Below are 18607 nucleotides of genomic sequence, written 5' to 3' on the forward strand. Positions count from 1 at the left end.
CGTTCACCGTTACAATTATCGGGCTTGTTTAAGAATGATTCGAGGGATATAAACGTAAAAAGCCGTGCCCGTCGCTGCCGAAGAGTCGCAGCGTATCATTCCTTTCAATTCATCAACCAGACTTTTACAGATTGTCAGGCCGAGGCCGGAATGGTCTTTCCCTTTTGTACTCGTCACTGGCGAATATAAACATTGCAAAACATCTTCGGGCAAACCCGGACCTTTATCCTCGATCTTGATCTCGACAAATTCCCCGGACCCGAAATAAATGTTGTCTTTAGTGGATACCGTTATTTTACCGCCCGAAGAAGAGGCTTCTATCGCATTTTTCAATAAATTAATCAATATTTGTTTCAGTTTGTTTTTGTTGATCAATAACGGAGGAATCGCCTGATCCAACTTAACTTCAACCTTTATTTCACGGCCAGAAAACGTACCGCCTTGAAAAAGACCTTTCAAATCAGTAACCAGCAAGTTGATATCGGTCATACCGGAATCGTCCTCCGGGGCGTTTTCGAGACTTTGAGGCAAATGCAGGAGCAATTTGCCGACCCTGTCTATTTCGTCCTGGATGATCTTGATTTCATACGTATTTTCGCCGCTTAACCGCTCCGAAAGCAAATACAGATAATTTTGAATAATGCTGAGCGGGTTACTGACCTCATGCACCAGCTTTCTGGCATGCAGTTGGTAATTTTTTCGGATTTCTTCGGCTTTTTGCCGATCGACTCTTTCGTTCGCCACGACATTCAGCAGAGCGTGCGCCGCCTCTCTCGAAAAGAGCGTGATGAAATCGGCTTTTGAAGCGAGCGCCTGTGCATCGGATTTACCGATTCCTGCCGCAATAACACCAACATGTCGCTCTCCATCGAACAGCGGAATCAGCATCAGACCGTCGGCTCCCAGCAACCGGCATATCTGACGATCGATGATGGATTTAAGATTTCGGGAACATGCATCGAACGAATGCATGATGCGTCTTTGCAACAAACATTTGGCCAGCAGGCTGTGATCCGGAGAAAGGTTAATCGTGACCGATGGCCATAGAAAATCCTCTTCCGGAAAACCGGTTACGCCTATCAAATCGTTCGTTTCGGAACGGAATAGAAAAAAAGCGGCAACCTGAAAACCGAACAATGCGCACAAATCCTTGTGTACGACGCCGACAAGCTTAGCCAGTTCGGAGTTCGCCTCCAACTGCTGCCGAACAAAGGATGACAGCATCAGCGATTTGATCCGCTCCCCCAGACTTTTCCGGGCGGATTCCCTTTGATGTACGGAAGTCTGGCATTTTATCCCCTTGCCTTCAGGAGCGTCCACCTTTATCCCGATATCGTCTGCAGACTGCCGGACCAGGCCGCCGACCTCTTCGACTATGTCGTCGATCAGCGGTTGATGGATTCCGAAGAGCTTTTCGGCCAAATCCAGGACTTCCAGTCTATTGGCGGAGTCCATGCTGGCGATGCGCCCGGCAAGATTGACGATTTTCACCAACTGGCCGCTATCGGCGATGGCTTCGAACGGCTGATATTGATGCCATACCGCATCGGATATAAAAGACTGAAGATTCCAGCTTTCAATCAAAGCCCCTCCCACTTCATTGTGATTGGCACCGAATAATCGTTTTTCCAGTTCTCCTTCCTGCCCGTCCAAATGCTGCTTCAGGAAATTCGAATAGTCCTTCGAAAAGCATTCCAGGAGAATCAGCTGGCCAATTCTGTGCAGCAATCCCGTTAAATAAGATTCGTCCGGGAAAGGGTAACAGATCAATTTCGCCAGTCTGTGCGCCACATGTGCGCAGGTTAAGGAACGATACCAGATAAGCTCGAGAAAGTCATGATTTATATGCGGAATTTCGGAAAAATACTGCTGAACCGAGCGCGTAATTGCAATCGTTTTTACCGTAGAGATCCCTAACACGACAACGACTCTATTCAAATCCGTAATTTCTCCCCATCGACGGTAATAGGAAGAATTGGCGACGGCGAGCACCTTCGAACTCAGGCTGGCATCCTGGCCTATAATGCCCGCCAGTTCGCTTATATTTACCTCGCTGTTTTGGGTAGCCTTAATCAGGTCAAGCAATACTTTCGGAACGACCGGCAAATTATTGAGGTCAACCTTGGATAAAATTGACAGTACGGCATTGTCCATATTTTTTACGCTACCCGAGTTAATCCTGTATTGATATTCGGCCTAACCCATTCTGTTGTAAAGCCATATTGGTATGCGCAAGGAAGAAGTTCTCATTTCAATAATGCGATGCGAGACTCAAAATTTCGTAACCGAAGGCAACAGGATGAGAAAAACGAGGGACACTTTTTCCGGTTCTGAATCAAATTGCAATTCCGTTTTAGAAATGAACGCGCAAAAATATCTTTCAATTATGACGCCCTTATTAATTCCCTGAAAATAATTTTCCCAGGATCCGGGGATTGATACACGACCAGATCGCGGGCGCTCTGCGGGAGCATTAGTATCACCATTCTCCGTAGTGAATGGCTGACGAAACGGGAGACGTACCGGCACAGCATCAAAGACAAAGACAGGGATTTCGCACCCCGCAGATAGAATCAGACTAATGTATTACCGGCACCTGCGCAATCTCTGTTTAAGTTTAGCCTAATTTTACCGACAGTATAGTTCTTAACTCGCGGCTATCCAACCGCGCGGCGTATAGTACGGCACGGATTTTACAGCCGCCCGGCAATGACGGCTTGAGGGATGAGTACAGATTCATGTTTGCCGATATATTGTTTTTATTCGATTTGAATGGATGGGAATAACTCGACCGATTTTGCACGGATGGCATCAAAAAGAATGAATCCAATTAAATCACCCCCTCAGATATACAGATTTTAAGGGATTATCTGCCGCCACGGCCGGCTGCATTGACCGACATAAGGGTAATAGCCTGCCGGCTCGTCACAGTAATACCAGTAGCCCGGCATCTGTCCATCAGGACATGGCCTAACGGTCTGCCAACCTTCCGGGCAAACGGTCGCTTGAGGATAATAGCTGCCGGAACTGGAACAGTAAGACCAATACCGAGCACCGTAAGCCGGATTTCTTCCGGGCGGTTGTATATAAACGGGAGGAGGAGGCGGAGCCTGATAGACCGGGGGAGAATTATAATAATAAGGCGGGTAATACGGCGGATACCCATGCGGAAAACCGAAATAGAGGCTGAAGCCCGGCGGCCGGCCCCAGACACCCCAGTAACCGCGTCCATAGGCGAATATTTCTCTGCTATTTACCGATAAAAGGATGAATGCGCTTATCGTAAAGAACCTGCTTAATTTCATCAGCCTCTCCTGATTTGCTCATACTGGCTTGAAGATCAGCGTCGGCTTCGTCCCCCGCCGCCGCTGAAAGGACTTTGCGGTCTTGACCGAATTCCGCCGCCGTCCCCACGCAGGATGCCTCCGCCTCCCCCCCATCGGCGGCCGCCCCCGCCCCAGCCTCTAGGCGCGTCCCAACGATTAACACCACCCCAACGCCTGCCTCCGCCCCAATTCCAGTTCCGGCGGGTTCGCCAGTCATAGTAGGGACGGTACGGCCGGTAAGGATAGGAATAATAGTAAGGCCGATAGCTGTAATAGGAATAAGGCCAATAACCGTAGCTGCCGTAATAGCTCACACCGACGGAAGGATAGTAAGAATCGTAATAAGCACCGGCCGGCCCGTAATAATAGCAGCCTTGCAATAAGAGCATCCCTGACAGCCCGATCAATCTGAGATATCGTTTCATTTCAACTTTTCCTCAATCTAATCCGATTGGACAATTCGTTGCCTGCCTGGGATGGGCCTATGCGGCCGAATTTCATCGGGGCGGCGATGCCGGCGCCTGGGTTCCGGGCGGAGGCGGATAAAGTGCGCCGCTTTCCGCCGGCCGATCATCAGGGTATTCATCGATGAAGTTGCCGCTGACCGGCACCCGGTTGCCGGAAGCATACATGCACTGGATATAGCTCATGTCGTACCGTTGCTGAGCCTCATAGCCAGCCGCGCTGGCTGTCCCTGAACCGGCGACCGAACCGGCCAGCAAACCCGTTCCTGCGCCGATCGCCGCACCTTCGCCCCCACCCAGCGCCGCGCCTGCCGCGGCGCCGACCGCCGAACCGGCCACCGCCGTTCCGACACCGCTGCGTGTTGCGGTCTGCCCCGGCGTTATGCCGCCGGTTTGCGCATAAGCATATTGCCGGCATTGCATATCATCGGCGCGAAACTGCTCGAATGTCTTGTTTATGCCCGGCAGCACCAATACGCTGGGTCCTGTCGGCAAAGTTGCGCAGCCGGCGGCCGCCAGCGCTGACAGAACCGGCAAAGAGATCGATCTTATTGCATTCATTGAAACTCCCCCCATTAGCGGACTATCGGTTTTCATGTCGGGATAAAATGTATAATTAGATAAATATAGGAGGAGCGGGTTCCTCAGTGGCCGTGCCTGAGCTTCCCGGCCGACCTGCTATTGACCGGAACCCAGCCGCTCTTCTATCATGGGAGCTCGCATTCGCCAACAAAAATTGGCCCCGCTTCGCCCACACTTCCGACCGATGGCTTTTAAACTAGCTCACTCTTTTCAAAACCGCGCACTGGATGTATTTCAGATCCGGCTGGCCAAGCAGCAGTCTCTGCTGCTTGCAATCCGCAGCAGGCTTCCGCCCCCCGTGACTGATCATGTTCTGCATTGCGTGGTTAATGAGAAAAAGCTGCTGCTTTATACCGATTCGGCAGCTTGGGCTTCGCAGCTGCGCTTTCTAAAGGAGGAAATTTTACAATCCGCCCGCGATGCGCATGGGGGAACGATCGATAAACTGCAAATTCGCATTTTAGCCGATCAAATCAGCGAACATCCGCAACCTCGCAGAAAGGCGAGTCTGCCTTCCTCCGAAAAAATTGCAATGCTCAGTGATCAGGCGAAAACTATGGGAGACAGCCAATTAAGGCAAGCGCTGCAGCGGCTCAGCGCAACGCTTGCGAAACTGGCAGACGAATAAAAAGGGGAAAAATCAGGCTGCCGGCCGGGGCGCTTCGGCGGAACGCATGAAGGAAATCGGCGCCTCGCTCTCGTTTTCGAACGTGACCATTTCCCAGGCATCCTTGTCTTCCAGCAAAGTCCGGAGGAGCTGGTTGTTCAGGCCGTGGCCGGATTTATAACCGGTGAACGTTCCGATCAGGCTGTGTCCGAGCAGATATAAATCCCCGATTGCATCGAGGATCTTGTGCTTGACGAATTCGTCCGCATAACGGAGACCGTCTTCATTCAAAATTTTCGCGTCGTCGACGACAATCGCATTGTCCAGGCTGCCGCCCAGCGCCAGATTGTTGCGCCGCAGCATGTCGATGTCTTTCATGAAACCGAAGGTTCTGGCGCGGCTGACTTCCTTGACGAAGGTGGTCGAAGAAAAGTCCATCGTCGCGGTTCTGAGATGTTCCGCGAAGGCCGGATGTTCGAAATCGATTGTAAAAGTCACTTTGAAGCCGTCGAACGGATCGAAAGCGGCCCATTTATCGCCGTCTTCGACCCGAACGCTCTTTTTGATCCGGATATACTGCTTCGGCACGTCCTGTTCCTGAATACCGGCCGACTGCAGCAGAAACACGAACGGCCCGGCGCTGCCGTCCATAATCGGCACTTCGGATGCGCTGACATCGATCAGCGCGTTATCGATGCCGAGCCCCGCGAAAGCCGACAAAAGGTGCTCGATCGTCGATATTTTAACGGTGCCGGCCACCAGCGTAGTCGACAGCACGGTCTCTCCGACATTGCTCGGCGAAGCTTGAATCGTGACCGGCTGATCCAGATCCACCCGGCGAAAGCGGATGCCGGTGTTCGGCTCGGCCGGATGCAGGGTCAAATAGACCTTCGCTCCGGTATGAAGACCGACGCCGGTGGCTCTGATCGAATTTTTCAAAGTGCGCTGTTTAATCATAAATGATCTGTAGAATTTAAAGCAGGGAACAGTCCATTCTATCATGTTCGGTCCGCAAAATCAGGAACCGCAGGCTCCGCCTTGGACTAGCGCTAAGATAGTCCGATAAAATGCCGTAGCGCCGGGCTGTTTGACTCGCCCGGCCTACGCGATGGCGGCCGATCAGTCGGCCTGACGCCGCAAGAATGCCGGAATATCCAGAAGCTCCAGATTGGTTTCTTTGCTGAAACGGGACTCGCGGCCTTCCGGTTTGTTGCGCATCACGGTCGGTTTATCGAATTCGTTGTAACTGGCTTCGCCGACGGCCGCCCGCTGCATCAGTTTGACCGGCGCCTTGGCCGGCTGCCGCGATCCCATACCGGTTGCGACGACCGTCACCTTCAGCTCGTCCCCAATGCTCGGGTCGATCGCGGTACCGATCTTGATGATTGCATCTTCGGAAGCGAATTCATGCACAATTTGCCCGACTTCATTAAATTCGGCAATGCCCATGTCGGCTGCGGTAATATTGACCAAAATACCTTTCGCGCCCTGGAGATTGATGTCCTCGAGCAACGGGCAGGCAATCGCTTTTTCGGCCGCTTCGCGGGCGCGCTGATCGCCGGTCGCGGAACCGGTGCCCATAATGGCAGCCCCCATCCCCTTCATCACGGTGCGTACGTCGGCAAAGTCGACGTTGATCATGCCCGGATGGACGATCAGTTCGGTAATACCTTGTACCGCATCGAGCAATACATGGTTCGCCGCCTTGAACGCATCGATCAGAGAAACGTTATGACCCAGTACCGGCAGCAATTTCTGATTCGGGATTGTGATCAGGGAATCGACATATTTTTCAAGCTCTGCGATGCCTTGCTCCGCAATTGCCTGTTTCTTTTTGCCTTCGAACAGGAACGGCTTGGTAACCACCGCCACGGTCAGAATGCCCATCTCGCGCGCCAGAGATGCAATGACCGGAATCGCGCCGGTACCGGTGCCGCCGCCCATGCCGGCGGTCAGGAACACCATGTCCGCACCCTCCAGTACTTCTTTGATGCGGTCGCGGTTTTCTTCGGCGGCCAGACGGCCGACTTCGGGGTTCGTGCCGGCGCCCAGCCCTTTGGTCAGTTCGACGCCCAGCTGGATAATCGTGCCCATATTCAACTTTCTGAGCGCCTGCGCGTCGGTATTCGCGCAAATAAACTCGACGCCCTCGATATGGCTGCTCACCATTTGCGCGACCGCATTACCTCCGCCGCCTCCGACCCCGATGACCTTAATCACCGCCGACTCGGTGCATGTATCGATTAACTCGTACTTCATAAACCACCCCTACAATTCGTCTTCATTAAGTTAAAAATTACCTTGAAACCAATTCTTTATTTTCGCCCACCAGCCCACGCCCTCATTTTCGATGTGTCTTCCGTAACTCTGGTGTTCCTTCCCGTAAATCAACAACCCAATGCCGGTCGAATAAATCGGATTTTTAACCACCTCCGGCAAGCCCATGACGTTTTGCGGGATTCCCATCCTCACCGGCATGTGAAAGATCTCCTCCGCCAGTTCGATCAATCCCGTAACCTTCGAACTGCCGCCGGTCAACACGATGCCGGCCGCAATCAATTCTTCGTATCCGCTGCGCCGGAGTTCCGACTGCACCAGCATCAGCAATTCTTCGTACCGCGGCTCGATAATTTCCGCGAGATTCTGCATCGAAATCTTGCGCGGCGCGCGGTCGCCGATGCTCGGCACGTCGATCGTGCCTTCCACATTGGCGAGCTGAGTCAAGGCGCAGGCGTATTTGCGCTTGATCTCTTCCGCGTTTACGGTGGGCGTCCTCAGCGCGACTGCGATGTCGTTCGTCACCTGGTCTCCGGCAATCGGTATCACCGCGGTATGCTTGATCGCACCGTCAACGAATACCGCAATATCGGTAGTTCCGCCGCCGATATCGATCAGGCAGACGCCCAGTTCCTTTTCGTCCTCGGTCAGCACCGCATTACACGAAGCCAACTGTTCGAGTACGATATCGTCGACCTCAAGCCCGCAGCGGCGAATGCACTTGATGATGTTCTGCTGGGCGCTGACGCTGCTGGTTACCATGTGCACTTTCGCTTCCAGGCGAATCCCGGACATCCCGATCGCTTCCTTGATACCTTCCTGCTGGTCGATCAGGAACTCCTGAGGCAAAATGTGCAGGATTTTCTGGTCGGCAGGAATCGCGACGGCACGCGCCGAATCGATTACCCGGTCGATGTCATACTGGGTGACCTCCTTGTCCCGGATCGCGACGATCCCATGCGAATTCAAGCTTTTTATATGGCTGCCGGCGATTCCCGCAAACACCGACTTGATCTGGCAGCCGGCCATCAGTTCCGCTTCTTCGATCGCGCGCTGGATCGAAATGACGGTCGACTCCAGGTTTACCACGACGCCTTTTTTCAGCCCCCGCGATGCGGTCTGGCCGACGCCGATCACCTCGATATTGCCTTCGCTGGTGATCTCTCCGACAATGGCAGCGACTTTGGTAGTGCCGATGTCCAGACCCACGATTAAATTACGCTCTGTTTTTTTTGCCATTTTTCCTGTTCTGTGTCGCTTTATTCGTAGTTTTATCACCCGTAGCCTGATCGCCCTCCGGCTTCGGCTCCGCCAGTTTGCTCCAGTCGATCTCGGGCGCATCGGGTCGCCACGTCACCGCATAACCGTTCGGATAGCGCAGATCCGCGATCGCGATGGCATCCGTCTGCTCCGGTCCCAGAATCGGCAACGTTCTTAGAAAGCGCTGCAATTTTTTCAACTGGTCTTCCCGTCCCAGCAGAATTTCCATTCCGTTCGCCAGTTTAATCCGCCACGCCCCCCGGTCGTTGATCGCAAATTCGGTCAATATCAGCGCCTGGTCTTCCAGCGCGGTCGTAACGCCTTTCATGATTTCCAGCACTTTTTGTTCCTGGCGCTGCGGCCCCGATACCTTCGGCAACATCAGAAACTGGTCGACATTGCGCGGCGAAAAGATCACCCCTTGTCCGGTAATCAGACTGTTTTCGCTCCAGCGCGCAAAAGCGGTTTTCTCGCCGATCCGGATGTCGATCGCATCCGGCCAGACCCGCTTGACTTCCACATTGTCCACCCAGGGCAGTTTCGCGACCGCCTCATGCACCGCCTGCATGTCGGCCGCCAAAAATCCCCCCTGCACCAGCGGCAACAGGGTATTTTTAATTTCGTCCTTGGTCAGGTATTGGAAAACGCCGCCGGTTCTGACATATTTGACCGGCGTCATCTGCGAGCCGTAGGCCTTGATGCCGTAACCCAATCGCCAGAACAGGACGCCGATCACCCCCAACGCGGCGAGGATTTTCCAGCTTGCATTCATTCGTTACCGTAGCTGGTCGCCAAAATCCGCCACACCAATTCGTCAAAATCCATACCGGCCTGCCGCGCGGCCATCGGCACCAGGCTGTGATCGGTCATGCCCGGCACCGTATTGATCTCGATCAGTTGCGCCTGCCCGGCATGATCGACAAACACGTCGGCCCGCGCCCATCCTTTTACGCCCAGCACTTGGCCGGCGCTGACCGCAAGCGCCTGCAATGCGTTTTCCTCGGTTTCATTGAGGCCGCAAGGGCAATGGTATTTGGTTGTGTTCGCGTGATATTTGGCTTCGTAATCGTAAAACGTGTGCGGCGTTTCCAGGCGAATCACCGGCAGCGCTTCGCCGTTCAGAATGCCGACCGTGTATTCCTGTCCTGTTACCCAAGCTTCCGCATAAACATCGCATTTATACGAAGCGGCCAGCCGATAAGCCGCGATCAACTCTTCGCGGTTATGCGCCTTGCTCATGCCGATACTGGAGCCCTCCTGCGCCGGCTTTACGATCACCGGAAAACCCAGTTGTTCGATACAGCAATCGACATCGCTTTCGCCCTTCAGCAAGGTCCAGGGCGGCGTAGGCAATCCATATCCGCGCCAGCACAGCTTCGTGCGCAGCTTATCCATGCTCAGCGCCGACGCCAGCACACCGCTGCCCGTATAAGGGATCCGCATCGCTTCGAGAACGCCCTGCAGCACGCCGTCCTCACCGCCGCGGCCGTGAATGATGTTGAAGACCCGGTCGACGGCGATGCCTTGCAAAGCCTCGACGGGACTTCCGGTTACATCGATCGCCACCGCGTCGACGCCCTTGCGTTTCAATGCTTCGTAAACCGCCGCGCCGCTTCTCAGCGAAACCGGGCGTTCCGCGGCGGTTCCCCCCATTAACACGGCGACCCGCCCAAATTGTTCCGGATTGTTATGCACTCAATGCCTCACTCGTTTCGCCGACCATGCAGACCTCGGTCTGCAGGTCGATACCATAATTGTTCTTGACGGTTTGCCGGATATGGACGATCAGCGCCTCGATATCGGCCGCCTTCGCATTGCCCAGGTTCACGATAAAATTCGCATGCTTTTCGGAAACACAGGCGCCGCCGATCGCATAACCTTTCAAACCGGACTGCTCGATCAGTCTCGCAGCATGGTCGTCCGGCGGATTCTTGAACACCGAACCGCAGCTCGGCTGGTTGGTCGGCTGCGTTCTGCCGCGCCGGTCCAGCAGTTCCCTGATTTTTTGCTGGCTGGCTTCGGTATCGCCCTCGGGTAATCGCAAAAGTGCCGAGATAAACCATTCTTTCCCGATATCGAATCCCTTCACCGACCGGTAGCCGATCCGGAATTCCTCTTTTCCCCGCACGTAAATTTCCCCGTCCGCGGACAGCATCTCGACGCTTTGCACGATCTCCCAGGTTTCGCCGCCGAAAGCCCCCGCATTCATTCTTAATGCGCCGCCCATCGTTCCCGGAATACCGGCCAAAAACTCGGCGCCGCACAGTCCCTGCTCCCCGCAAAAGCGCGCCACGTGCGCGCACGGCACGCCGGCTTCGACATACACCGTTCCGTCGGCCAGGCGCTCCATTGCCTTCAAGCGGCCCTTGGTATTGATCACGGTGCCTCGGATGCCTCCGTCCCGGACCAGCAGGTTACTGCCGAGACCGATCCAGAACACCGGCTCTTCGGGCGGCAAATGCCGGATGAAATCGATCAGATCCTGCCGGTCGAAAGGGATGTACATCCGTTCGGCGGGACCGCCCACGCGCCAGCTCGTATGTTTGGCGAGCGGCTCGTTTTCGAGCAGGCGGCCTTTCATGCTCTCGATTACCGGATTCAGCATGCGGCCAGCGCATCCTGCAGCATGACCGGCAACTGCGTTGCAATCTGGCCGACATTGCCTGCGCCCATCGTCATGATCACATCGTCCGGCTTCACGATACTCGACAGCACTTCCGGCAATTCTTCCCAGTTCTCGACGAATATCGGATCGACCTTGCCCCGGTTCCGTATCGCCCGGCTCAGCGCCCGGCCGTCCGCGCCGTGAATCGGGGCTTCGCCGGCCGCATACACATCCAGCAGGACCAGCACGTCGACCGTCGACAGCACATGCACGAAATCTTCGAACAGATCCCGCGTCCGGGTATAACGGTGCGGCTGGAAGACCAGCACCGAACGGCGCTCCGGCCAAGCCTGGCGCAGCGCTTCGAGCGTCGCGGCGATTTCGCGCGGATGGTGCCCATAATCGTCGACCAGAGTCAGCTTGCCCTCCGGCAGTTCGATATCGCCCATCATCTGGAAGCGCCGGCCGACGCCCTTGAACGCGCGCAAGCTGGCGACGATCGCCTGATCGTCCACGCCCAGGCGGGTCGCGATGCCGATCGCGGCCAGCGAATTGAGCATATTATGCCAGCCGGGCAGATTCAAAGTGACTTCGAGCGGCGGAAAATCCCCGCGCCGGAGCACGGTAAAAGCCGTATGCATACCTTGCTGAACGATATTCACCGCGCGCACGTCCGCTTCTTCATGCACGCCGTAAGTCGTGACCGGCTTCGAAATCGACGGCAGAATTTCGCGCACGCCTTCGTCGTCCATGCACAACACCGCCATGCCGTAGAACGGCAAATGGTGCAGGAATTCGATGAAAGTATCCTTCAGCCGCTGGTAGCTGCCCTGATAGGTCGCCATGTGGTCCTGATCGATATTGGTCACGATCGCCATCATCGGCTGCAAGTACAGGAAAGAAGCATCGCTTTCATCGGCCTCGGCGACCAGGTAATTGCCCAGGCCCAATTTCGCGTTCGTGCCGGCGCTGTTCAAACGGCCGCCGATCACGAAAGTCGGGTCGAGGCCGCCTTCGGCCAGCATACTCGCGACCAGGCTGGTCGTGGTCGTCTTGCCGTGCGTGCCGGCCACCGCGATCCCGAAGCGGAAACGCATCAGTTCGGCCAGCATCTCCGCGCGCGGAATCACCGGAATCCGCTCCAGATATGCCTGATCGACTTCCTCGTTCGTCCTGTCGACCGCGCTCGAAACAACCACAACATCGACCTCAGCGACATTCTCACGCCGGTGCCCGATGGTAACATTCACACCCAGCGCGACAAGCCGCTGGGTGACCGAGCTTTCCTTGATGTCCGAGCCGGAAACCTCGTAGCCCAGGTTCAACAGAACTTCGGCAATTCCGCTCATGCCGGTGCCGCCGATCCCGACGAAATGAATCCGCTTAATATTGCAGAGAACCGCCGCCGGCCCATTGATATTCGGTATGTTCATCAGTTTGCCTCGGCAATACAGTAATGGGCGACCGTCTCGGTCGCATCCAGCCGCGCGCATTGTTTCGCCGCCGCCGCCATCACCGGCAGGCGATTGCGTACATCCGCCACAGCTTCCGCCAAGGATTCCGGCGTCAAATCTTTCTGCAATAAAATGAGGCCCGCGCCGGCATCGGCCAGATAGTGCGCATTCGCGACCTGGTGGTCGTCGATCGCCCAGGGCAGAGGCACTAAAATGGCGGGACACCCGATGGCGGCCAGTTCGCTGACCGTCATTGCGCCGGCCCGGCAAATCGCCAGATCCGCCCACTCATATGCCTCCGCCATGTCCTGGATAAACGCCCTCGCTTCCGCATTGACGCCGAGCTCCCGGTAGCGCGCCGCCACCTGCTCCTGCATCGCCGGGCCGGTTTGATGAATCACATGAATGCCGCTCAAACGGCCCATCGCTTCCGGCACGATCTCGTTCAGCCGCTGCGCCCCCTGGCTGCCGCCGACGATCAAGAGTTTCAAATCCTGCTCGGGCTTGGCATGCTGCATTTCAGACGCCAGCAAAAATTTTTTCCGCAGCGGATTGCCGGTGCATATGGCCTGACGTTTCTTGTCGAAACTGTCCGGGAACGCCTCCAACACCCGGCTCGCCAGACGTGCCAGCCAGCGGTTCGTGGTGCCGGGCACCCGGTTCTGTTCGTGAATGATCAGCGGTATCCCCAGCATTCTGGCCATCAGTCCGCCGGGGCCGGCCACAAAGCCGCCCATCCCCAGCACGACATCCGGTTTTCGCTTTCTCAGCAAGGAGGCCGCCTGCAAACAGGCTTTCAACAGTTTGAACACCGCAGTCGCTTTCGACAGCATGCCTTTGCCCCGGACGCCGGCGACCGACAGCCAATCGATCGCGATGTCGTGCTCAGGCACCACCCGCGCTTCCAAACCGTTCCTCGTTCCGAGCCAGCTGACTTCCCAGCCTTTTTCCAATAACGATTCCGCAACCGCAAGGGCCGGGAACACATGACCGCCGGTGCCGCCGGCCATGATGACTATGCGTTTTGCCATTTCGATTTTCCTTTTGGCGTGCTGGCGTGCAGTTCCGCGATCTCGGTATGGACCCGAAACAATAACGCAACCGCCGCACACATCACGATCATACTGCCGCCGCCGTAACTCATCAGCGGCAACGTCAAACCTTTCGTCGGCAGAATGCCCATGTTCACCCCCATGTTCACGAAGGCCTGGAAGCCGAACCATAATCCCAGCCCATAGGCAATGAACGCAGCAAACAGCTGCCCCGCTTTTTCGGCCGCGGCCGCAATTTCGAACGTACGCCAAAAGAACAGCGCGAACAGTCCGATCACCGTCACCACGCCGATCAGGCCGAGTTCTTCCGCGATCACCGAAAACAGGAAATCGGTATGCGCCTCGGGCAAATAAAACAGTTTCTGGATGCCGCTGCCCAGGCCGACGCCGAGCCACTCGCCGCGCCCGAACGAAATCAGCGCCTGCACCAGCTGGAAACCGGTGCCGAGCGGATCGGCCCACGGATCGAGAAAACCGGTGATCCGCTTCATTCGGTAAGGTTCGAAATAAACCAGCAACGCGAACGCCACCACACCGACGAGACCCAGCGGAAACAGAATCGACAGGCGCGCTCCGGCCAGAAACAGCATCCCGATCACGATCAGCAGAATGACCACCGCCGAACCGAGGTCAGGCTCCATCAGGAGCAATAACGCAACGACGGCGAACAAGCCCAGCGGAGCGACCAACCCCATCGCCGACGATCGAAGTTTTGCCTGGCGGCGGTTCACGTAGCCTGCCATGTAGATGACCGAGAAAAACTTGACTGCTTCGGAGACCTGGATTCTGAGCCCGGCAATCGTCAACCAGCGGGTGCTGCCCTTGACTTTCACGCCCAGCCCCGGAATCAGCACGATCGTCAGCAGGATCATCCCGACGCCCAAGAGGGCCGGGCCGATTTTTTCCCAACTGGCGACCGGCACTTTCATGATCGCCCAGCCCATTCCAAACCCCAGCAGGATATGCGCCAGCTGGCGAAGCGGATAATGCAGCGAGGTTTCGCCCTGTTTGACGCCCAGATGCAGAGAAGACGACGTCACCATCACAAAGCCGATCAACAACAGGCTGGCGGACGCAATCAACAGCATCGAATCGAAATGCCAGCGCTTGACCGGAGAAGGGCGGCGCTCGCTGCTCATGCTTTCAGTTCCAGGACGGCTTTGGCGAATATGTCCCCGCGTTCCTGGTAATTTTTGTATTGATCGAGGCTCGCGCAGGCCGGCGACAGCAGCACGGTATCGCCCCGCTGGGCCTGGCCGGCGGCAAGCCGCACCGCTTCGCGCATGTTCTCTGCGCGCAGGACCGGCACACAGCCGTCCAGCGCCTGTTCGATCAGATCCGCATCCTTGCCCATCAGCACGATGCTTTTGACTTTTTCCTGCACGGCCGGAAGCAACTCGCGCATGTCGGCGCCTTTCGCATCGCCCCCTGCCAGCAGGACCACCTTGCGTTCATAACCCTGCAGCGCCGCGACACAGGCACCGACATTGGTCGCCTTCGAATCGTTGATCCAGGTCACCTCGTCGATTTTCGCGACCCGCTGCATCCGGTGCGGCAGCCCTTTGAAACGTCTGAGCGCATCGCACATCGCTTCGGGGTTCAGCCCGACGGCAGTCCCCAACGCGAGTGCGGCCAGGGCATTGGCAGCATTATGGCGGCCTTCCAACGGCAATTCGGAAAGCGCCATCAGTTTCTTGCCGCCGTAGACCAGGCATTCGACGCCTTTGATTTTTGCGAGGGCAAAATCGGCGGCTTCCTTAATCGAATACGCATAAGTCCGCCGGCCTTTGCGCCGCATCGCATTTACCCGCGGATCATCGGCGTTGATCACCATGACCCCGTTGCCGTCGAAAATACGCTGTTTCGCCGCGGCATACTCTTCCACATCACGGTGCCGGTCCAGGTGATCGGCCAAAATATTCAGCACGGTCGCGGCGGCCGCATTCAGAACGGTTGTCCTTTCCAGCTGGAAACTGGACAGTTCCAGCACGAACAAATCCGCCGGCGTGTCGAGCAGCTCCAGCGCCGCCGTACCCAGATTGCCGCCGACGCCGACCAGCTTGCCCGAAATCTTGGCCATCTCTCCGAGCATCGTGGTGACCGTGCTCTTTCCGTTCGAACCGGTAATCGCAACAATCGGCGCGTTGGTCGAACAGGCAAACAGATCGATATCGCTCACGAGCACAGACCCGTTCGCGATCGCCTGGGCGATTGCCGGCTCGGTCAGCGCCACGCCGGGGCTGACCACCAGATGCGTCGCAACCTGGAAAGCTTCTTCGCTGAATTTGCCGGTAAAGACCGGCACATCCGGCATCTGCCCGGTAAATTCTTTCAATGACGGCGGATTGTCCCGGCTGTCGACGGCGGCAAAATTGAAGCCCAGCTTCGACAAATATTTCGCAACCGACAAGCCGGTCACGCCCAGACCGACAACCAGCACCTTTGCGCGCCGGGGATCCAGCGCGAAACGGGAAATCAGCTTTTTTATCATGGCAGCGTTTTCCATGTTTCACCTCACTATCACATGCTTCAACGCAGCTTCAGGGTCGCAAGACCGATCAGCACCAGGATCACCGTAATGATCCAGAAACGCACAATTACGCGCGGTTCGGGCCAGCCTTTCAATTCGAAGTGATGATGAATCGGCGCCATTTTGAACACCCGCTTGCCGGTCATCTTGAACGAGGCCACCTGAATGATCACCGACAGGGTTTCCATCACGAAAACGCCGCCCATGATCACCAGAACGACCTCCTGACGCACCAGTACCGCCAGAAGGCCGAGCGCCGCGCCGAGCGAGAGCGCGCCGACATCGCCCATGAACACCATCGCAGGGTAAGCATTGAACCAGAGAAAGCCGAGCCCGGCCCCGATCAGCGCCGAACAGAACACGATCAGTTCGCCGGAATGGGGCAAAAACGGAATCGCCAGATAATTGGCAAATTCGTTATGCCCGGAGAGGTAGGCGAAAATGCCCAGTCCCCCGGCCACCATCACGGTCGGCATGATCGCCAGGCCATCCAGCCCGTCGGTCAGATTCACCGCATTGCTGCTGCCGACGATCACGAAATAGGTCAACACGACATACAGCCAGCCCATGTTAAACACGACATCCTTGAAAAACGGCACGAAAAACTGGGTTTCGGCAGGCAAAGCCGCGGTTTTGTATAAAAACACGGCCGCAACGAGACCGATCACCGATTGCCAGAAATATTTGGCTTTGGCGGACAGGCCGTCGCTGTTCCGCTTGATCACTTTCCGGTAATCATCGATAAATCCGATAATCCCGTAACCGAGCGTGACCAACAGGATCGTCCAGACATAATGGTTTTTAAGATCGGCCCACAACAGCGTGCTGACCGCGACCGCCACCAGAATCATCGTGCCGCCCATCGTCGGCGTGCCTTTTTTTTCGTAATGCGACTGAGGACCCAGTTCGCGAATGCTTTGGCCGATATTCTTGTTGGTCAGCTTCCGGATCATCGCCGGCCCGAACAGCAAAGAAATGGCCAGGGAGGTCAATACTCCCAAAATCGCTCGGAAAGTCAGGTAATGAAAGACCCGAAAGGCACTATCAAACGACATTAAAAAATCTGCAAAATACAGTAGCATTCTTGGTTTTTTACGCTCTAAAATTTTCGACCAGCGCCGCCGCAACATTTTCCATTCGGCGCATTCTCGATCCCTTGATCAGGACCGTTTCGTCTCCCGTCAATTCGCTCTCCAGCGCCGCAATCAACGCCTCTTGAGTTTCATAAAAAGAGGCTCCTTTGCCGAAGGCTTCAACCGCGGCCCCGGCATCGGAGCCCGTGGCTAACAGGCGCACAACGCCACTCGACTTGATCAACGTCCCCATGTCCCGGTGCATATTCAAACTTTCGGGCCCCAGTTCGGCAAATGCGCCCAGCACCAGCCAGGGCTTTTTCCCGATGCCGGCCAGCACGTCCAGCCCGGCCTTCAGCGAGCCGGCGTTCGCGTTATAGGTATCGTCAATCACAATATTGCCTTTGCGGCCGACCCAAGGCTGAAGCCTGCCGGTAACCGGCTTGACCGATTGCAGGCCTTGCGCGATCTGCTCCGGATTCAGCCCGAGCGCCAGTCCGGCTGCCGCGGCCGCGAGCGCATTCAGCACATTGTGCCTGCCGGCCAATTGCAAGCGGCAGCGGATTTGGCCGGCCGGGGCGGATAATGTAAAACCGGTCGCGAATCGACCCTCGATAATTTCGGTTTTAATGTCCGAAGCGCTCACCTCGCTGCCGTCGCTCAAGCCGAAAGACAGGATTCGGCGCGGGCTTGCCACGGATTGCCAATAACCGAAAAATGCGTCGTCCCGGTTGATGATCGCCACCCCGTCCGGCCTCAGCGCCGCGAACAGTTCGCCTTTCGCCCGTGCCACGCCTTCGACGCTGCCGAAACCTTCGATATGCGCAGGTCCTGCATTCGTGATGATCGCCACGTCAGGTTTGGCATAGGCCGCGGTATAGGCGATCTCGCCCGGATGGTTGGCTCCCATCTCGATTACTGCGTAACGATGCCGTTCGGCAAGACGCAGGAGCGTCAACGGTACGCCGATATCATTGTTCAAATTGCCCTTCGTATAGAGCACCTCGCCGCCTGTACCGAGCACCGCCGCGACCATTTCCTTCACAGTGGTCTTGCCGTTGCTGCCGGTTACGCCGACGACCTTGGCGTTCGCCCGGCTGCGCCAGACGCCTCCCAGTTCGGCCAAGGCCAGACGGGTATCCGCGACTTCGATCGTCGGAATATCCGCCTTGACGCCCTGGCGCACGACAGCGGCGACCGCTCCGCTTTGCGCCGCCTGAGCGACGAACTCATTGCCGTCGAAGCGCTCGCCCGCAATCGCGATGTACAGATCGCCCGGCTGCAGGGTGCGGGTATCGATGCTGGCCGATCCGAAGACCCGATCGTCTCCGCTCAATTCGCCGTTCAGCCGCTGTGCGCATTCACTCAACCGCATGT

The 18607-nt window shown here is 56.4% G+C and carries 16 protein-coding genes; 1 reads left to right on the forward strand and 15 read right to left on the reverse strand.

Annotation, left to right across the window (positions count from 1 at the left end):
• Positions 1-15: 15 nt before the first annotated feature.
• The 3 genes from JJL52_RS05635 to JJL52_RS05645 form a co-directional block, all read right to left on the reverse strand.
• Positions 16-2154 (reverse strand): HDOD domain-containing protein, encoded by a 2139-nt coding sequence (locus JJL52_RS05635; protein ID WP_202051428.1) that lies wholly within the window; start codon positions 2152-2154, stop codon positions 16-18.
• A gap of 1186 nt (positions 2155-3340) precedes the next feature.
• Complete coding sequence (locus JJL52_RS05640; protein WP_202051429.1) at positions 3341-3751, reverse strand: hypothetical protein; 411 nt, start codon at positions 3749-3751, stop codon at positions 3341-3343.
• Positions 3752-3823: 72 nt separating this feature from the next.
• Positions 3824-4351, reverse strand: coding sequence for a hypothetical protein (locus JJL52_RS05645; protein ID WP_202051430.1), 528 nt, complete (start codon positions 4349-4351; stop codon positions 3824-3826).
• Positions 4352-4499: 148 nt separating this feature from the next.
• On the opposite strand from JJL52_RS05645, the gene JJL52_RS05650 reads away from it, so the two are divergent.
• Positions 4500-5000: a DciA family protein gene (locus JJL52_RS05650; protein WP_202051431.1), complete on the forward strand. Its 501-nt coding sequence runs from the start codon at positions 4500-4502 to the stop codon at positions 4998-5000.
• 12 nt (positions 5001-5012) lie between these two features.
• Here JJL52_RS05650 and lpxC read toward each other — a convergent pair whose 3' ends face one another.
• The 12 genes from lpxC to JJL52_RS05710 all read right to left on the reverse strand — a co-directional run bounded on the left by lpxC (position 5013) and on the right by JJL52_RS05710 (position 18605).
• Positions 5013-5936, reverse strand: a complete 924-nt coding sequence (gene lpxC, locus JJL52_RS05655) for a UDP-3-O-acyl-N-acetylglucosamine deacetylase (protein WP_202051432.1) — start codon at positions 5934-5936, stop codon at positions 5013-5015.
• Positions 5937-6098: 162 nt separating this feature from the next.
• Positions 6099-7238, reverse strand: coding sequence for a cell division protein FtsZ (gene ftsZ, locus JJL52_RS05660; RefSeq protein ID WP_202051433.1), 1140 nt, complete (start codon positions 7236-7238; stop codon positions 6099-6101).
• 30 nt (positions 7239-7268) lie between these two features.
• On the reverse strand, positions 7269-8495 hold the full coding sequence (gene ftsA, locus JJL52_RS05665; RefSeq protein ID WP_202051434.1) for a cell division protein FtsA: 1227 nt from the start codon (positions 8493-8495) through the stop codon (positions 7269-7271).
• Positions 8473-9288, reverse strand: a complete 816-nt coding sequence (locus JJL52_RS05670; RefSeq protein ID WP_202051435.1) for a cell division protein FtsQ/DivIB — start codon at positions 9286-9288, stop codon at positions 8473-8475. The genes ftsA and JJL52_RS05670 overlap by 23 nt, the downstream gene beginning before the upstream one ends.
• Positions 9285-10211: a D-alanine--D-alanine ligase gene (locus JJL52_RS05675; protein WP_202051436.1), complete on the reverse strand. Its 927-nt coding sequence runs from the start codon at positions 10209-10211 to the stop codon at positions 9285-9287. Before JJL52_RS05675 ends, JJL52_RS05670 begins: the two co-directional genes overlap by 4 nt.
• The gene (murB, locus tag JJL52_RS05680) at positions 10204-11121 is read right to left on the reverse strand and encodes a UDP-N-acetylmuramate dehydrogenase (protein ID WP_202051437.1); all 918 of its coding nucleotides are present in this window, start codon (positions 11119-11121) and stop codon (positions 10204-10206) included. The genes JJL52_RS05675 and murB overlap by 8 nt, the downstream gene beginning before the upstream one ends.
• Positions 11115-12554 carry a UDP-N-acetylmuramate--L-alanine ligase gene (gene murC / locus JJL52_RS05685; protein WP_202051438.1) on the reverse strand — a complete coding sequence of 480 codons (1440 nt, stop codon included), beginning with the start codon at positions 12552-12554 and terminating at the stop codon, positions 11115-11117. Before murC ends, murB begins: the two co-directional genes overlap by 7 nt.
• Positions 12554-13606 carry an undecaprenyldiphospho-muramoylpentapeptide beta-N-acetylglucosaminyltransferase gene (gene murG, locus JJL52_RS05690; protein ID WP_202051439.1) on the reverse strand — a complete coding sequence of 351 codons (1053 nt, stop codon included), beginning with the start codon at positions 13604-13606 and terminating at the stop codon, positions 12554-12556. Before murG ends, murC begins: the two co-directional genes overlap by 1 nt.
• Positions 13591-14766: a putative lipid II flippase FtsW gene (gene ftsW, locus JJL52_RS05695; protein ID WP_202051440.1), complete on the reverse strand. Its 1176-nt coding sequence runs from the start codon at positions 14764-14766 to the stop codon at positions 13591-13593. Before ftsW ends, murG begins: the two co-directional genes overlap by 16 nt.
• Positions 14763-16133 carry a UDP-N-acetylmuramoyl-L-alanine--D-glutamate ligase gene (gene murD, locus JJL52_RS05700; protein WP_202051441.1) on the reverse strand — a complete coding sequence of 457 codons (1371 nt, stop codon included), beginning with the start codon at positions 16131-16133 and terminating at the stop codon, positions 14763-14765. The genes ftsW and murD overlap by 4 nt, the downstream gene beginning before the upstream one ends.
• A 23-nt stretch (positions 16134-16156) precedes the next feature.
• Entirely contained in the window at positions 16157-17239 is a 1083-nt protein-coding gene (mraY, locus tag JJL52_RS05705; protein ID WP_202051442.1) for a phospho-N-acetylmuramoyl-pentapeptide-transferase, read from the reverse strand.
• 10 nt (positions 17240-17249) lie between these two features.
• A complete protein-coding gene (locus JJL52_RS05710) occupies positions 17250-18605 on the reverse strand; it encodes a UDP-N-acetylmuramoyl-tripeptide--D-alanyl-D-alanine ligase (protein WP_202051443.1) in 1356 nt (451 codons plus the stop codon).
• Positions 18606-18607 lie beyond the last annotated feature (2 nt).

This window comes from Candidatus Methylomicrobium oryzae (assembly GCF_016745425.1).
GTDB classification, from domain to species: domain Bacteria; phylum Pseudomonadota; class Gammaproteobacteria; order Methylococcales; family Methylomonadaceae; genus Methylomicrobium; species Methylomicrobium oryzae.

Coding starts and splice junctions, on each gene's coding strand:
- JJL52_RS05635 (WP_202051428.1), bottom strand. CDS start 2,154: ATGGACAATGCCGTACTGTCAATTTTATCCAAGGTTGACCTCAATAAT.
- murB (WP_202051437.1), bottom strand. CDS start 11,121: ATGCTGAATCCGGTAATCGAGAGCATGAAAGGCCGCCTGCTCGAAAAC.
- JJL52_RS05640 (WP_202051429.1), bottom strand. CDS start 3,751: ATGAAACGATATCTCAGATTGATCGGGCTGTCAGGGATGCTCTTATTG.
- JJL52_RS05710 (WP_202051443.1), bottom strand. CDS start 18,605: ATGCGGTTGAGTGAATGCGCACAGCGGCTGAACGGCGAATTGAGCGGA.
- murD (WP_202051441.1), bottom strand. CDS start 16,133: ATGGAAAACGCTGCCATGATAAAAAAGCTGATTTCCCGTTTCGCGCTG.
- murG (WP_202051439.1), bottom strand. CDS start 13,606: ATGGCAAAACGCATAGTCATCATGGCCGGCGGCACCGGCGGTCATGTG.
- ftsA (WP_202051434.1), bottom strand. CDS start 8,495: ATGGCAAAAAAAACAGAGCGTAATTTAATCGTGGGTCTGGACATCGGC.
- ftsW (WP_202051440.1), bottom strand. CDS start 14,766: ATGAGCAGCGAGCGCCGCCCTTCTCCGGTCAAGCGCTGGCATTTCGAT.
- mraY (WP_202051442.1), bottom strand. CDS start 17,239: ATGCTACTGTATTTTGCAGATTTTTTAATGTCGTTTGATAGTGCCTTT.
- JJL52_RS05650 (WP_202051431.1), top strand. CDS start 4,500: ATGGGAGCTCGCATTCGCCAACAAAAATTGGCCCCGCTTCGCCCACAC.
- JJL52_RS05670 (WP_202051435.1), bottom strand. CDS start 9,288: ATGAATGCAAGCTGGAAAATCCTCGCCGCGTTGGGGGTGATCGGCGTC.
- lpxC (WP_202051432.1), bottom strand. CDS start 5,936: ATGATTAAACAGCGCACTTTGAAAAATTCGATCAGAGCCACCGGCGTC.
- murC (WP_202051438.1), bottom strand. CDS start 12,554: ATGAACATACCGAATATCAATGGGCCGGCGGCGGTTCTCTGCAATATT.
- ftsZ (WP_202051433.1), bottom strand. CDS start 7,238: ATGAAGTACGAGTTAATCGATACATGCACCGAGTCGGCGGTGATTAAG.
- JJL52_RS05645 (WP_202051430.1), bottom strand. CDS start 4,351: ATGAATGCAATAAGATCGATCTCTTTGCCGGTTCTGTCAGCGCTGGCG.